Genomic DNA, 13,130 nt, shown 5'->3' with positions numbered 1-13,130 from the left:
CATTACGAGCGCTTAACGCACACGAACCTCTCGCGGCTTAACAACCTGACTTCCGGCCAGGTGTACCAGAGCGTGCTGGACAAGGAACGCGCAGGCAAATACCAAGGGAGGACGGTGCAGGTGATCCCGCACGTCACCAATGAGATCAAGGCCCGCATGCACGAGGTCGCGGATAAGATGGGCGGAGACGTCATCATCACCGAAATCGGCGGCACCGTGGGTGACATTGAAGGTCTGCCCTTCCTGGAGGCCATTCGTCAGTTTGGGCATGAGGTGGGCCCAGGCAATGTGCTCTACATCCATGCGACGCTGGTGCCGTACATCAAGGCGGCGCAGGAGCTGAAGACGAAGCCCACGCAGCAGAGCATCGCGAAGCTGCGCGAGATCGGCATCGCCCCGCACATCATTCTCTGTCGTACCGAGCATCCGCTGGATCTCGATGTGCGCGAAAAAATTTCCTTGTTCGGCAACGTTCCCATCGAGGCGGTCGTCGAAGTGCGCGATGTGAAGCACACGATTTATGAGGTGCCGCTGAAGCTGCATGAAGAGCGGATGGACGACAACGTGTGCCGCCTGCTTAATCTGACTACTCCACAGCCTGACCTCAGCCGCTGGCGCAACTTTGTGCAGCGTGTCATCCACCCCACGCACCACGTGCGCATCGGTGTGGTGGGCAAATACATCGAACTGCAGGACGCCTACAAGAGCATCTACGAATCGCTCACGCATGCAGGGGCTTCCCACGACTGCAAGGTGGACATCATCCGCGTGGATGCGGAGAGCATCGAAAAAGCCGGGGCTGAGCTCTATCTCACCGGTTTGCAGGGAATCCTCATTCCTGGTGGCTTTGGAGATCGTGGTACGGAAGGAAAAGTGGCGGCTGCGCGCTACGCCCGTGAAAAAGGCATTCCCTACTTTGGCATTTGCCTGGGGATGCAGATTGCTGTGATTGAGTTTGCCCGCAATGTCTGTGGTCTTGTGGGTGCTACGAGCACCGAGTTTGACAAGAGCACTGCGCATCCGGTCATCAGCCTCATGGAGGAGCAGAAGAAAGTGAAGCAGCTCGGTGGCACGATGCGGCTGGGCTCCTGGGTGACGGATCTGGTTCCTGAAAGCAAGGCCTTCGAACTCTACCGCAGCGCCACCATCACTGAGCGCCACCGGCATCGTTTCGAGTTCAACTCCGACTACAAGGAGATCATGGAGCAGAAGGGCATGCTGATCTCTGGTACGTCACCGAAGGGTGATCTGGCGGAAATCATCGAACTGCCTGCGCATCCGTTCTTCGTCGGCTGCCAGTTCCATCCCGAGTTCCTCTCCAAGCCGAACAATCCGCATCCGCTGTTCTTTGGCTTTGTCAAAGCGGCTATGGAGCACCATGCGGTGGTGAATGAGGTGGGTTAGGGGGCGGTCAAGGTGGGCAAGCAGTCAAGCAGTCAAGCAGTCAAGGCGTTCCGTCGTGGGACAGCTGTCCTCATCAAACTGTTGACGCTAGGTGATGAGAGAGTGTGTGGTGGATGATCGAATTGGGGGAATTGGGTCAAAGAGGGCGATTGACCAACCTATGGGGCGGCTTGTAGTTTGGGGCTGACCTTAGCACTCGAAAATCATGCGCTCCTCGAATCCTACGCTTAACGACAGAGTTTTTGAAAACACACGTTCGGGGAATCCGGCTGATGGGGTGATGACGCTCAACGGCACGGTTCTCAAAACGGCGATCCTCACGCTGCTGCTGGTCACCTCGGCGAGTTGGAGCTGGAAGATTCTCATGGACGGGAGTGCTCCGGCATGGTTCGGCTCCGCGCTGACCTTTGGGTGGATTGTTCCATTGGCCCTTGTGCTGATCATTTCCTTCAAGCCTAAGACCGCACCTGTGCTGGCGCCGTTGTATGCGCTGAGCAATGGCGTCATCGTCGGCATTGTCTCCGCGATGTATGAGAAGGCGTTTGGCGGAATCGTCCTCACCGCTGTGATGCTGACCTGCGGCATTTTGTTTGCGCTGCTCGCTGCTTATTCGACGGGGATGATCAAGCCGACGGAGAATTTCAAACTGGGTATTTTTGCGGCCACCGGGGGTATCGCGATCTTTTACCTCGCCACGATAGTGCTCGGCATGTTTGGCATCCAGATTCCCGGTTTGTTTGGCAACGGCTGGGTCGGAATCGCTTTCTCCGGCTTCGTGGTGGTGATCGCCGCGCTGAACCTTGTGCTCGATTTTGACTTCATCGAAAACGGCTGTGCAGCCGGTGCGCCGAAGTATATGGAATGGTATGCCGCTTTCGGCCTGCTGGTTACTTTGGTCTGGCTGTACTTTGAAATTTTGCGTCTGCTGGGCAAGCTGCGCAGCCGCGATTGAACAATGTCTTGTTTAGCAAACTCCAACCTGTCCCGATTTATGAAAACCACCCTCTTGTTCAGCCTTCTTCTTGCCAGCGCTACGCTGAGCCACGCCAATCCTGAAATTGCCACGGTCATTGATCAGGAATACGGTGCAGCCACCGCCGAGGGAATTCTTCTGATGCAATCCGGCGCCAGCGCTGCCGAACCGCTGCAATGGTCCGTTTTTGCGCGTGATCCCTTCCGCCCGGGGGAACTGGTGCGGGCTTCTCTTACCGTGGTCAACGGTGCATGGGCCCCCAAGGCTACGGGGGCCGGTCCCAAGCTGCTGGGCCGCGTGCCGCCGCAGCCAATCGCATTTAACCGAATCAGATTTCGTGCGTTGGACGTGCTCAGAATTGCACAGCGGAATTCGATGCTGGCTAAAACCAACTTCGTGACCGCCTCCTACCAACTGGCTTCTGATTCGACCACGGGTGCCCCACAATGGGGAGTGGCGGTGAATGGCACTGATGGCCGTGAAGTGGGTTTCATTGTGATCTCCGCCGAAACCGGCGCGGTGATTCATCAGCAGTGGAACAATGGTCTGTCCAGCAATGTGCCCGGTGCGCCGGTTTCTGAGCTGGATCACGATGGCAAGGGCGAGCGTGCTGCTGAGAACGTGAGGCGTGCTGCCCGTAATGCCTGGGAGTGGACCGGGGACACGGGTCTTGAGGTCGGGCATTTCTTCAAGCGCTTGTTCAGGAGCGGGGACAACTGAGTGAGGGTTGCAGAGGGTTGATTCGTGGTCGTACTTTCTGGGGGGAACTTTGCGCCTATTCCGGAGATGTCCTTTTTTCGTGGCAGGATTGCGAAGGGGCTGGCAATGCTACAGACCCTTCCAGAACGAGCTGAAGCTCATGAGTACTTTACTTAGAGCTGCACGGCTTGGTTCATGACTGCGATCTTGACGCTGCCTTGGATGTGTTTCGCATCCAATGCGGCTTTGAGGGCGGTGGCGCGGTCGGGTTCGCCGTGGACGAGGAAGATGTTGCTTTTTGGGCCCTGGACGCGGTCAAACCAGCCGAGGAGCTCGTTGTGGTCGGCGTGGCCGGAAAAGGAGTCGAGGATCTCAATGTCGGCGTTTACTTGGAAGTCGTCGCCGAGGATTTTCACGTGCTTGTGGCCTTCGCGCAGCTTCCAGCCGAGGGTGTTTTGTGCGCAGTAGCCGACGAAGAGGATGATGTTGTGATCGTTGCCGACGTTGTTGCGCAGGTGGTGGAGGATGCGGCCGGATTCGGCCATGCCGGAGGCGGAGATGATGATGGCGGCGCCTTTGAGCTTGTTGAGGCTCTTGGATTCGTTGACATCGCGCACGAGCTGCAGGCCTTCGAAGCCGAAGGGGTCTGCGCGCATGAAGGCGGCTTCATGGACGGAGGGCTTGAGTTCATCGACGTGCAGGCGGAAGATTTCGGTGGCCTTCACCGCCAAGGGGCTGTCCACAAAGGTGGGGATCAGGGGGAGGCAACCCTCATGGCGCAGTTGATCGAGGGTGTAGAGGAGCTGCTGGGTGCGCTCGAGCGCAAAGGCGGGGATGATGAGCTTGCCTTTCTGCTGGAGGATGCGGCGGATGATCTGGCAGATGTGGTCGGTGGAATCCGTGGCGAGTTCATGGTGCCGCCCGCCATAGGTGCTCTCCATGATGATGTGATCGACGTTCTCGCAGGGTTCGGGATCTGCGAGGAGGTCATTGTTGGGGCGGCCGATGTCGCCGGAGAAGAGCAGGCGGGATTTTTTGCCGGTCTCGCGGTCGTCGATGTCGAGGACGACCTGTGCAGAGCCGAGGACGTGGCCGGCGTCGATGAAGGTCATGGTGACGCCGTCGGCGATGATCATGGGGCGGTGGTAGCCTACGGATACAAACTGCCGCATGCAGCGCTCTGCATCTTCCATGGAGTAGCAGAGTTCCAGCAGTGGCAGGCTGTCCTGCTTGCGGTGACGGTTGAGCCAGTTGATGTCGGACTCGTGAATGTGCGCGGCGTCCGGGAGCATGATGCTGCAGAGATCGCGGGTGGCGGGGGTGGCGAAGATGTTGCCGGTGAAGCCGCGTTTGCAGAGGTGGGGGAGATTGCCGCTGTGGTCGATGTGCGCGTGGGAGAGGACGACGACGTTGATTTCCTCTGGATTGAAAGGGAAGTCGCGATTGCGCTCGAAGGCCTCGCTGCGTCTGCCTTGGTACAGGCCGCAGTCCAGGAGAATGCGCTGACCGTTGACGGTGATGAGATGCTTGGAGCCGGTGGTGGTGCCGGCGGCACCGCAGAAGGTCAGTTTCATGGTTGGCTGGGGGGTGGGTATTGTCCGAAGCGCAGCGTTGGATCAATGAACGTGCGGGTGTATGCAGCACAGCGAATTTAGTCTGGCGTGCGATTGCAAAGCCATCTTTTTATTGTCAGGCATCGACATTTAAAGAGGCTTGAGGCTTCCTTCATTTTGTGGTGCTGCATTGACTGCCTGAGTGACTGCCGAGCGGGGTTGGTGGGCGGATTTTGGCTGGCATGCTGAATTGAGTCTCTGAAACGGCGGACTGATTGCGTATAGATTTCTTGCTTGGCATTTTCCTCGCAGTCCTTCATCGTTCCCATTTCCAATCATGCGCCTACTTCTCACCCTCGCTCTCCTTGTTCAATCTGCCACTGCTGCTGAGTGGACCATCTCCACCTTTGCCGGAAATGGCAGCAAAGGCGGCAGTGGTGATGGCGGGCCTGCGACTGCGGCGCAGATCGACAATCCCTTTGGCGTCACGCGCGGGCCGGATGGGGCGATCTGGTTCTGCGAGTACACGGGCCAGCGCATTCGCCGTGTGGCTGCGGATGGGACGATCAGCACCATCGCGGGCACGGGAAAGAAGGGATACAGCGGCGATGGTGGTCCGGCATTGGAGGCGACGTTTAATCTTCCGCATGAGCTGCGGTTTGATGCGAAGGGCGATCTCTATATCGTCGATATGACGAATCATGTGGTGCGCAAGGTGGACATGAAAACGAAGGTCATCACGACGTTCGCGGGTACGGGAGTGGCAGGCTACAGCGGCGATGGTGGACAGGCGGCACAGGCGCAGTTCAAGCAGCCGCACAGCATTCAGTTTGGTCCGGATGGCAGCCTGTATGTGTGCGACATCGGCAACAACGTGATTCGGAAGATCGACATGCAGAGCGGAACGATCAGCACGTTTGCGGGGACGGGGAAGCCGGGTGCGACGCCGGATGGAGCACCGATTGTGGGGACGCCGCTGAAGGGGCCGCGCTCACTGGATTTTGACAAGGCGGGGAATCTGTGGCTGGTGACGCGCGAGGGGAATCAGGTCTTCAAATTCGACCTCAAGGCGGGGAAGATACATCACATTGCTGGAACCGGGGCCAAGGGCTTCGCTGGCAATGGTGGTCCGGCGAAGCTGGCGACGCTGAGCGGGCCGAAGGGGGTGGCGATCGATGCGGAGGGCAATGCGTGGCTGGCGGATACCGAAAGCCACAGCGTGCGGATGATTGATGCGAAGACGGGCAACCTTGAACTCATCGCGGGAACGGGTGAGAAGGGCGACGGGCCGGATGGTGATCCGCTGCAATGCAAGATGGCGCGGCTGCATGGCATCTTCTGCGATGCAGACGGCACGGTGTATATAGGCGACAGTGAGGCGCATCGGGTGCGGTTGCTGAAGAGGAAGTAGCACTGCTACGAACGGTGAAACGCGGAGATCGAGAGATTTGCCTGCCGCAGGCGGTCGGCGATTTCATGCGTCATTTCCTGCAGCATGGTGATCTTCAGCGCTGGATTGCGTTCATTCAATGCATCGAACCAGGCTTTGGAAATGACGACGCATTCGACGGACTCAAGGGCGACGACATCCGCTGAGCGTGCCGAACTGTCCAGAAACGCCATCTCGCCGACGGTCATTCCGGCGGTGAGGACGTCAATGCGTTTGCGGGTTTGATCTTCCGTGCGGATCTGCACCTCCACCGTGCCGCTGACGATGACAAACATTTCAGCGGCGAGGTCTCCGCAGTTGATGATGGATTGATCGCCGGTGTAATGACGCCGGGGGAGTTCCTGCTCAAGAAAGGCGATGTCTTCGGTCGAACACTGGCGAAACAGGGTGCAGGATTTGAGGCTCAAGGGCATGTGAGGCCGCCAGGAAACGCCGGTAACTTCCAGCAAGAGCGAATCTTCACAATGCTCCAATGCGGCATCCATGGTGGTGAAGATGTCGGCCTCGGCGATGCCGACGGCGCGCAGTGCTGTCATGAACTTGGCGGGCTGGCAGAAGAGCACGCGTACACCGAGGGATGCCAGGCGGGGGCCGAGATTTGCGAGGAGGATGAGGCTGACTGAATTGGCACTGACGACCGCGCGGAGGTCAAAAATGATGTGCCTGCAGTCTGCCCCAAGAGCGGTAGCGAGACGAATCACGGGCTCGATGGTGGTGAAGGTGAGGCCGCCCTGGAGTTCCATGATTTGAATCATGGAGCCGTTTGCACGCAGCAGTTCACGTGCCTGAGGGGGCAGCCGGCGCCGGGAGACGACCTCACCGCCATGGTATTTCAGGCGGATGGCAGAGCGCGGAGTGGCGGTGGGATTCATCATGTGAAGGGCGAGTTCACGCGAGAGATCCATGCAGACTTTGATACCGCGATCACTGTTGCCCTGCTTGTCCAATGGAGGGGAGAAAATGCCGATGCCCAACTGGCCGGGCAGGACGGCGAGGATGCCTCCGCCCACGCCGCTTTTGGCGGGGAGGCCCACGCGGTAGATCCATTCCCCGGACCAGTCATACATGCCGCAGGTGGCCATGACGCCGAGGACATTGTCCACGTATTCGGCTGCGATGGCGCGTTTGCGTGTGACGGGCTGAATGCCTTGGTTGGCGAGAGTGGCCCCCATCAAGGCCAGATCCCGGCAGGTGACTTCCACGGAGCATTGCTGGAAGTAGGTTTCCAAGGTTTCATCCGGGTCTTCATCGAGGATGCCAAAATTGCGGAGCAGCCAGCCGATGGCGCGGTTGCGGTGACCGGTCTCGCTTTCACTGCGATAGACGGACTGGTTGATGTCCAGATCCCGCCCGGCAAAGCCGCTGAGATATTCCACCACGCGGTCAATACGGCTTTTGCCGTCCTTTTTCAGAATCTGGCCGGCGGTGGCGATGGCACCGGCGTTGATCATGGGATTGAACGGCGCCCCTGTACCTTCCTTGAGGCTGATGGCATTGAAGGCTTCGCCTGAGGGCTCCACGCCGATGCGTGACAAGACGTGCTCCTCACCGCGGTCCTCCAGCGCAAGGCCGTAAACGAGGGCTTTGGAGATGGACTGAATGGTGAAGGGCTGGCGGGTATCCCCCACTTCATAGACGTGTCCGTCACGCGTGGCGATGCAGATGCCAAAGCAGCGCGGGTCGGCCTTGGCCAGTTCTGGGATATAATCCGCCACCTGGCCGTCCATGCTGGACGCGTAGCGAGAATACAATTGTTCGACGTACTCTTGGATGGGAGAGAGCATCCTCATGCTAAAGCAGTCACCGTGCCGAATGGGTAAAATTCTGAAAATGGGTGCTTTTAAGTGAGCGAATATCGTTTGGAAAAAATCAGCGTTTCATCAAGTATCCCTCTATACCACCATGATTTCACCCCGCTCCTGCTTCCTCGCCCTGTTCTTGCCTTTCATCGCTCACGCGGATCAAATCGTGCTCGTCGCTGGCGGCGGCACGCAGGATGCCGATAACATTGCGGCGACGGATGCGGAGCTGAAGGAACCGTTTGGCACGGCGTTTGATTCGGGCGGGCACATGTGGATCATCGAGATGGTGTCGGGCAACCGGCTGCTGCAGGTGGATGGCGGCGGGACGATCCAGCATGTGGCGGGGCAACTGAAACCTGGCGACAGTGGCGATGGCGGGCAGGCGATCCGTGCGCAGTTCAATGGGCCGCACAATCTGGCGATCCTGCCGGATGACAAAGTGCTGATTGCGGACACATGGAATGGGCGCGTGCGGGTGGTGGATGTGAAGGCGCGCATCGTGTCGCCGTTGGAAGGCTGGCGGGCAGCGGCGGGGAAGGAGAAGGGGAGCGGGCCGTACTGCATTACGCTGAATTTTGAGGGCACGAAGCTCTACATCGCGGACTTGCGTCAGGTGCATGAGCTTGATCTGGTGACGCATCAGAGCCGGGTGATCGCGGGCAACGGCAAGAAGGGCAAACCTGAGGACGGTGCGGTGGCGGTGGATGCGCCGCTGTCTGATCCACGTGCGGTGGCACCTGACCGGCAGGGGAATGTTTATATCCTTGAGCGTGGGGGTAACGCGCTGCGTGTGGTGGATAAAACCGGGCACATTCGCACGGTGGTGAACGCCAGTGGCAAGAAGGGTGGAGAAGGGGACGGCGGCCCGGCGCTGGAAGCGACGATGAACGGGCCCAAGCATCTGTGCGTGGACAAGGACGACAGCGTCATCATCGCTGATGCGGAGGCGCATCTGGTGCGCCGCTATGTTCCAACGACGGGTATGATGGAGCGCATTGCGGGCACGGGCAAGCAGGGCAGTGCTGGAGTGGGCGGTGATCCACGGCAGTGTCAGCTTTCACGCCCGCATGGCGTCACCATCAAGCCGGACACGGGGGATCTTTACATCACGGACAGTTACAACAACCGGGTGTTGAAGATTGTGAGGCAGTAACTCGGAGCCGTTTAAAGTTTCAGGTTTAAAGTTTCAAGTCCATGAAACCGAGGATGTGATGGCGCATTTGACCTTCGTTATTTCAAAATCGGCTCGGGGCTGATCTTGAGCACGAGGGGGCGGTGATCGCTGGCTTTGTAAAAGTCGCGGTCGGAGTGGACGAAGGAATTGCGGGTGTCGATGTGGGGGCGGAGCAGGCGGCTGGTGAAGCAGTAGTCGAGGCGAGAGTAGGTGTCTGTCGTGTCCCAGAAATGCGTCCAGACCTCGCCGTTTTCATCGCGGAGGAGGACGTCGCGCAGGGCGGTGTCGGCGGTGCGGGGGCTGCCCATGATTTCCGCGAGGGAGGGTTCGTTGCGGTGGGCGTTGAAGTCGCCGTAGGCCAGGATGCAGGCAGAGGGCTCGCGGGCAAAGATTGAGTCGATGTGGAGGCGGAGGAGCCGAGCCTCGTTGCGGCGCATCTCGGCTTGGTCAGCCTCGGGAGTCGTACGCATGGACTTGAGATGCACGCCGAGCAGATGGAGGTCAAAGGTGGGCGTGATGGCTATGGTGACATCGAGAATGCCGCGCTGAAACGGCAGGGTTTGTGCGCCGATTTGATAGGAGAGCGTGGTCTGCGAGTTGCGTGCCTTGATGGGCAGTCGCGAGAGCAGGGCGAGACGGCGTGATGGATCGCCACCATGCGCGAGTTCGGTGTAGGGGAGGTCCACGCCCGCCTTTTGCAGGTGGTGTTGCAGTTCCGCCAGATCGTCGGCGGTGCCGATCTCACAGATGCCGAGGATGTCGGGGTGGATGGCGGCGAGCATTTTCACCACTTGAGCGCGCTCGTTTTCGGGCTTGGGGGTGGCGGGCCTGCCGATGGACCGCTCCATGGTCAGCCAGTTTTTCAGATTGTAGGAGCAGAAGGTGAGGCGCTGCGGCTCGGCGGCAGACAGCAGCGCCGCCAGGGCAAAAAAAACGGCGGGTCCCAAGACCCGCCGCGTGAACTGTGAAGGTGGCAGCATGCCAGCGGATGGATGCGACTAGATGTCTTCGACGTTGGCCACAGGCTGGCGCTTTTCTGCCGGGGGAGTCTGGATTTTCGGGCGCTCGACTTCTTCCTGGGCGTTGTGGAGTTCGTTTTCGAACTCCGTGCGGGCCTTCTTGAACTCGCCCATGCTCTTGCCGAGGCTGCGGGCGAAGGTGGGGAGCTTTTTCGCGCCGAAGAGCACGAGAATGAGAATGCCGATGATGATCATCTCGGGCGTGCCGAGAGGTCCGATAGCGAGGATGGATGAGGGGTTCATATGGGTATAGTTTTGCATTGTTCGTGGTGACGTGCAACGCGGACTTTAAGTCGTTCCCAGTGGGGCCATGGTCCTTTGCGCGGAGTGAAAACGACCGGGGCTGGAACGCCATGGTGATGTCTTCAATGCTATTTAACGCCGCATGAGGTGCGGGGTTAGCAGGAATTTGGTGATTTCGGTGATTTTGTTGCTGGGGGAGAGGCTTTCATTGGCAATTGAAATCGCTGGAGTGTTGGTGTGCATGCTCTGCCTAATGATTGGCTTGAGCGCTCCGCTGGTCTGTTCGTTTCGCATTGCGCTAAGTTTTGCGCGGAAGGTTCCTCTGCTGCCATCCCCCCAAGCAATCTCCCGCTTGCCACCTTTGCTGCTGACTGGCATATTCCCATATGATAACGACCTTTCCCAATACGGAAGGAGAACTGCTGCGTCGCGTGGTGGACCCGCAGCGTGCTGGCTGGTCTGCTGAGGCGGCGCAATCCATTCTGGCGTTGTCATTTTCACCGGCGGACTTGAACCGGGCGACGGAACTGGCTGAAAAAGCGGGCACGGGTGAGATGACAGCGGATGAACAGCGTGAGATGGAGGGCTACCGCCATGTGGGCCGCTTTTTGGAATTGGTGAAATCACGCGCACGGCTGTCACTGAAATCGCTTAATGCTGCGTGAGCCGGCCTGATCTAGCCTCCGCCCGTATCGTGCGCGAACGCGGCGCGGGCCGCTGTGAGTACTGACACCTGCCTGAGGTGGTGGCGGAGTTGCCGTTTCAACTGGACCACATCATCGCACAGAAGCATCTCGGTCCCACGCAGGAATCGAATCTTGCTTTTTCCTGTTACCCCTGCAATTCCGCGAAAGGGCCGAACATCGCGGGAATCGATCCGGTAAGCGGGGGCATCACGCCGTTGTTCCATCCACGCGAGGATGAATGGCCGTCGCAGTTCGAATGGCGCGGGGCCTGGCTGTTTGGCAAAACCCCGAAGGCACGGGCGACGATTCAGGTTCTGGGCATCAATGATGCCGAGGCAGTGGCTTTAAGAGAGAGTCTGCTGGAGGAAGAAGTGCGATTCGACTGAAGCGTATTTGGAATTTCTATGCATGGAACTACCACACTCCACCGGCTGGTCCAATGCAGGAACCAGAGTTTGGCGATTGCAGAGGCGTGCTGACGGCGTACCAATGAGTTCACCATGATTCACAACGTTTATTTTTGGCTCAAGCCTGACCTTTCTGCGGAACAACTGACCACTTTCGAGACGGAGCTGATGCACCTGCTTGAGATCGACTACCTCGTGCATGCTTTTGTGGGCAAGCCGGCGGAGACGGAAAAGCGGCCGGTGACGGACCACTCCTTCAGCTACTCGCTGACGCTGCATTTCAAAAACATGGCGGACCATGATTTTTACCAGAAAGAGTGTCCGAAGCACCTGCGCTTTGTGGATGTGTGCAAGCCGTTCTGGGAACGTGTGGTGATCTATGACAGTTCACCGCTGCACTAAGATTCTCTTCCTTTAAATTCATGTCCTACACCTTCCCTAAATCCGCCGAGCTTTTCGCGCGTGCGCAAGGCAGCATCGCTGGCGGCGTCAACAGTGGCATCCGCAAGATGGAGGCGCCGGTGCCTCTGTATTTTGACCACGGCAAAGGCTCGCGCTTGTTTGATGTCGATGGCAATGAGTACATTGATTTCCAGATCGGGCAGGGGGCGATCCTCTACGGTCACGCGCCGGAAGGAATGGCGGATGCCATCGGCACGCAGGCGCATAAGGGGACGCACTGGGCGGCGCAGAGTGAGCTGGAGATTGATGTGGCGGAGAGGCTGCAGAAGATGATCCCGGGTGCGGAACGCGTGCGCTTCAACAACAGCGCCACGGAGGTGGTGCTCTCGGCGCTGCGGCTGGCACGTGCGCATACGGGCAGGTCGATGATTTTGAAGTTTGAAGGGCATTACCATGGCTGGGGAGATGAAGGCCTGGTGGGCTACGCGCCGCCGGCTGACCAATGGGGGACGGAGGATGACCCGACGCGACTGCACCCTAGCAAGGGGGTGATCCCGGAGGTGCTGAGCACGTTTGTGGTGGCGCGCTGGAATGATCCTGCGCATCTGCGTCAGCGGGTGGCGGAGCATCACGATCAGATCGCCGCGATCATCTTTGAGCCGGTGCTGTGCAACACGGGCTGCATGCCTGCCGCGAACGGCATGCTCGCTACGATTCGTGAATTGTGCGATGAGAACGGCATCGTCATGATTGCGGATGAAACCATCACGGGCTTCCGCTTTGGCGCGGGCTGTGCGCAGACGTATTACGGATTCACGCCTGATTTGACGATTCTGGGCAAGGCCATCGGGGGTGGGGTGCCGTTTGCGGCTCTCGCGGGCAAGAAGGAGATGTTTGCCAAGATCATCAGCGGCGAGGTGGTGCATGCGGGTACTTTGAATGCGAATCCGCTCTGCCTTGCTGCGGCTAAGTGGTGCCTGGATGAAGTGATCGCGCTGGGGGACAAACATCCTGCCGGCGCGATCGCGCTGGGCGAGCAGTTGATGGCTGGTTTGAGCAAACTGGCAGCGGAGCATAACATCCCGCTGCGGCCGCAGGGGCCTGGTCTGGTGTTTCATTCCACCATGCTCAAGCCGGGTGCGCCTGAAGGGGAGATCACGAACTACCGCGACTACGCTTTGCGTCAGGATGCGCCGCGCTGGGCGCATCTGCGCCGCTGCTTGCTGGAAGAGGGCGTGCGAGCGATCGAGCGCGGGCTGTGGTTTATCAGTCTCGCGCATACGCAGGCGGACATTGATGAAGCGCTGCAACGGGCTGC

The 13,130-nt window shown here is 59.0% G+C and carries 13 protein-coding genes; 9 read left to right on the top strand and 4 right to left on the bottom strand.

Going from position 1 to position 13,130, the window contains the following annotated elements; all coding sequences use genetic code 11:
• The 3 genes from PSV43_RS22605 to PSV43_RS22595 all read left to right on the top strand — a co-directional run.
• A partial coding sequence (locus PSV43_RS22605; protein WP_300203120.1) for a CTP synthase occupies positions 1 to 1,404 on the top strand: 1,404 nt, incomplete at its 5' end.
• 205 nt (positions 1,405 to 1,609) lie between these two features.
• On the top strand, positions 1,610 to 2,356 hold the full coding sequence (locus tag PSV43_RS22600; protein ID WP_300203118.1) for a Bax inhibitor-1/YccA family protein: 747 nt from the start codon (positions 1,610 to 1,612) through the stop codon (positions 2,354 to 2,356).
• Between the two features lie 39 nt (positions 2,357 to 2,395).
• Positions 2,396 to 3,097: a hypothetical protein gene (locus PSV43_RS22595; protein WP_300203115.1), complete on the top strand. Its 702-nt coding sequence runs from the start codon at positions 2,396 to 2,398 to the stop codon at positions 3,095 to 3,097.
• Positions 3,098 to 3,249: 152 nt separating this feature from the next.
• On the opposite strand, the gene PSV43_RS22590 is transcribed toward PSV43_RS22595, so the two are convergent.
• Positions 3,250 to 4,650, bottom strand: a complete 1,401-nt coding sequence (locus tag PSV43_RS22590; RefSeq protein ID WP_300203112.1) for an MBL fold metallo-hydrolase — start codon at positions 4,648 to 4,650, stop codon at positions 3,250 to 3,252.
• 316 nt (positions 4,651 to 4,966) lie between these two features.
• Between PSV43_RS22590 and PSV43_RS22585 the strand changes: the two genes are divergently transcribed.
• On the top strand, positions 4,967 to 6,040 hold the full coding sequence (locus PSV43_RS22585) for a hypothetical protein (protein ID WP_300203110.1): 1,074 nt from the start codon (positions 4,967 to 4,969) through the stop codon (positions 6,038 to 6,040).
• Between the two features lie 5 nt (positions 6,041 to 6,045).
• On the opposite strand, the gene glsA is transcribed toward PSV43_RS22585, so the two are convergent.
• Positions 6,046 to 7,863, bottom strand: coding sequence for a glutaminase A (gene glsA, locus PSV43_RS22580; protein ID WP_300203107.1), 1,818 nt, complete (start codon positions 7,861 to 7,863; stop codon positions 6,046 to 6,048).
• Positions 7,864 to 7,981: 118 nt separating this feature from the next.
• Here glsA and PSV43_RS22575 point away from each other — a divergent pair, with 118 nt between their 5' ends.
• The gene (locus PSV43_RS22575; RefSeq protein WP_300203105.1) at positions 7,982 to 9,034 is read left to right on the top strand and encodes a hypothetical protein; all 1,053 of its coding nucleotides are present in this window, start codon (positions 7,982 to 7,984) and stop codon (positions 9,032 to 9,034) included.
• Positions 9,035 to 9,111: 77 nt separating this feature from the next.
• Here the strand turns inward: PSV43_RS22575 and PSV43_RS22570 are convergent, their stop codons facing one another.
• The gene (locus PSV43_RS22570; RefSeq protein ID WP_300203102.1) at positions 9,112 to 10,035 is read right to left on the bottom strand and encodes an endonuclease/exonuclease/phosphatase family protein; all 924 of its coding nucleotides are present in this window, start codon (positions 10,033 to 10,035) and stop codon (positions 9,112 to 9,114) included.
• Positions 10,036 to 10,053: 18 nt separating this feature from the next.
• A complete protein-coding gene (gene tatA / locus PSV43_RS22565; RefSeq protein ID WP_300203100.1) occupies positions 10,054 to 10,317 on the bottom strand; it encodes a twin-arginine translocase TatA/TatE family subunit in 264 nt (87 codons plus the stop codon).
• Between the two features lie 386 nt (positions 10,318 to 10,703).
• Here tatA and PSV43_RS22560 point away from each other — a divergent pair, with 386 nt between their 5' ends.
• The 4 genes from PSV43_RS22560 to PSV43_RS22545 all read left to right on the top strand — a co-directional run.
• A complete protein-coding gene (locus PSV43_RS22560) occupies positions 10,704 to 10,982 on the top strand; it encodes a hypothetical protein (RefSeq protein ID WP_300203098.1) in 279 nt (92 codons plus the stop codon).
• An 89-nt stretch (positions 10,983 to 11,071) separates the two neighbouring features.
• On the top strand, positions 11,072 to 11,389 hold the full coding sequence (locus PSV43_RS22555) for an HNH endonuclease signature motif containing protein (RefSeq protein WP_300203096.1): 318 nt from the start codon (positions 11,072 to 11,074) through the stop codon (positions 11,387 to 11,389).
• A 114-nt stretch (positions 11,390 to 11,503) separates the two neighbouring features.
• The gene (locus tag PSV43_RS22550) at positions 11,504 to 11,812 is read left to right on the top strand and encodes a Dabb family protein (protein WP_300203094.1); all 309 of its coding nucleotides are present in this window, start codon (positions 11,504 to 11,506) and stop codon (positions 11,810 to 11,812) included.
• Positions 11,813 to 11,832: 20 nt separating this feature from the next.
• On the top strand, positions 11,833 to 13,130 hold a 1,298-nt coding region (locus PSV43_RS22545), incomplete at its 3' end, for an aspartate aminotransferase family protein (protein ID WP_300203092.1).

Origin of the sequence: Prosthecobacter sp. (genome assembly GCF_029946185.1) — a bacterium.
In the GTDB taxonomy this organism is placed as follows: Bacteria; Verrucomicrobiota; Verrucomicrobiia; order Verrucomicrobiales; family Verrucomicrobiaceae; genus Prosthecobacter.
This window is presented reverse-complemented; position numbering and strand designations above follow the sequence as displayed.

Excerpts from the sequence above, each read along its gene's own strand:
- tatA (WP_300203100.1), bottom strand. The coding sequence starts at position 10,317 with ATGAACCCCTCATCCATCCTCGCTATCGGACCTCTCGGCACGCCCGAG.
- PSV43_RS22595 (WP_300203115.1), top strand. The coding sequence starts at position 2,396 with ATGAAAACCACCCTCTTGTTCAGCCTTCTTCTTGCCAGCGCTACGCTG.
- PSV43_RS22575 (WP_300203105.1), top strand. The coding sequence starts at position 7,982 with ATGATTTCACCCCGCTCCTGCTTCCTCGCCCTGTTCTTGCCTTTCATC.
- PSV43_RS22600 (WP_300203118.1), top strand. The coding sequence starts at position 1,610 with ATGCGCTCCTCGAATCCTACGCTTAACGACAGAGTTTTTGAAAACACA.
- PSV43_RS22550 (WP_300203094.1), top strand. The coding sequence starts at position 11,504 with ATGATTCACAACGTTTATTTTTGGCTCAAGCCTGACCTTTCTGCGGAA.
- PSV43_RS22560 (WP_300203098.1), top strand. The coding sequence starts at position 10,704 with ATGATAACGACCTTTCCCAATACGGAAGGAGAACTGCTGCGTCGCGTG.
- glsA (WP_300203107.1), bottom strand. The coding sequence starts at position 7,863 with ATGCTCTCTCCCATCCAAGAGTACGTCGAACAATTGTATTCTCGCTAC.
- PSV43_RS22590 (WP_300203112.1), bottom strand. The coding sequence starts at position 4,650 with ATGAAACTGACCTTCTGCGGTGCCGCCGGCACCACCACCGGCTCCAAG.
- PSV43_RS22570 (WP_300203102.1), bottom strand. The coding sequence starts at position 10,035 with ATGCTGCCACCTTCACAGTTCACGCGGCGGGTCTTGGGACCCGCCGTT.
- PSV43_RS22585 (WP_300203110.1), top strand. The coding sequence starts at position 4,967 with ATGCGCCTACTTCTCACCCTCGCTCTCCTTGTTCAATCTGCCACTGCT.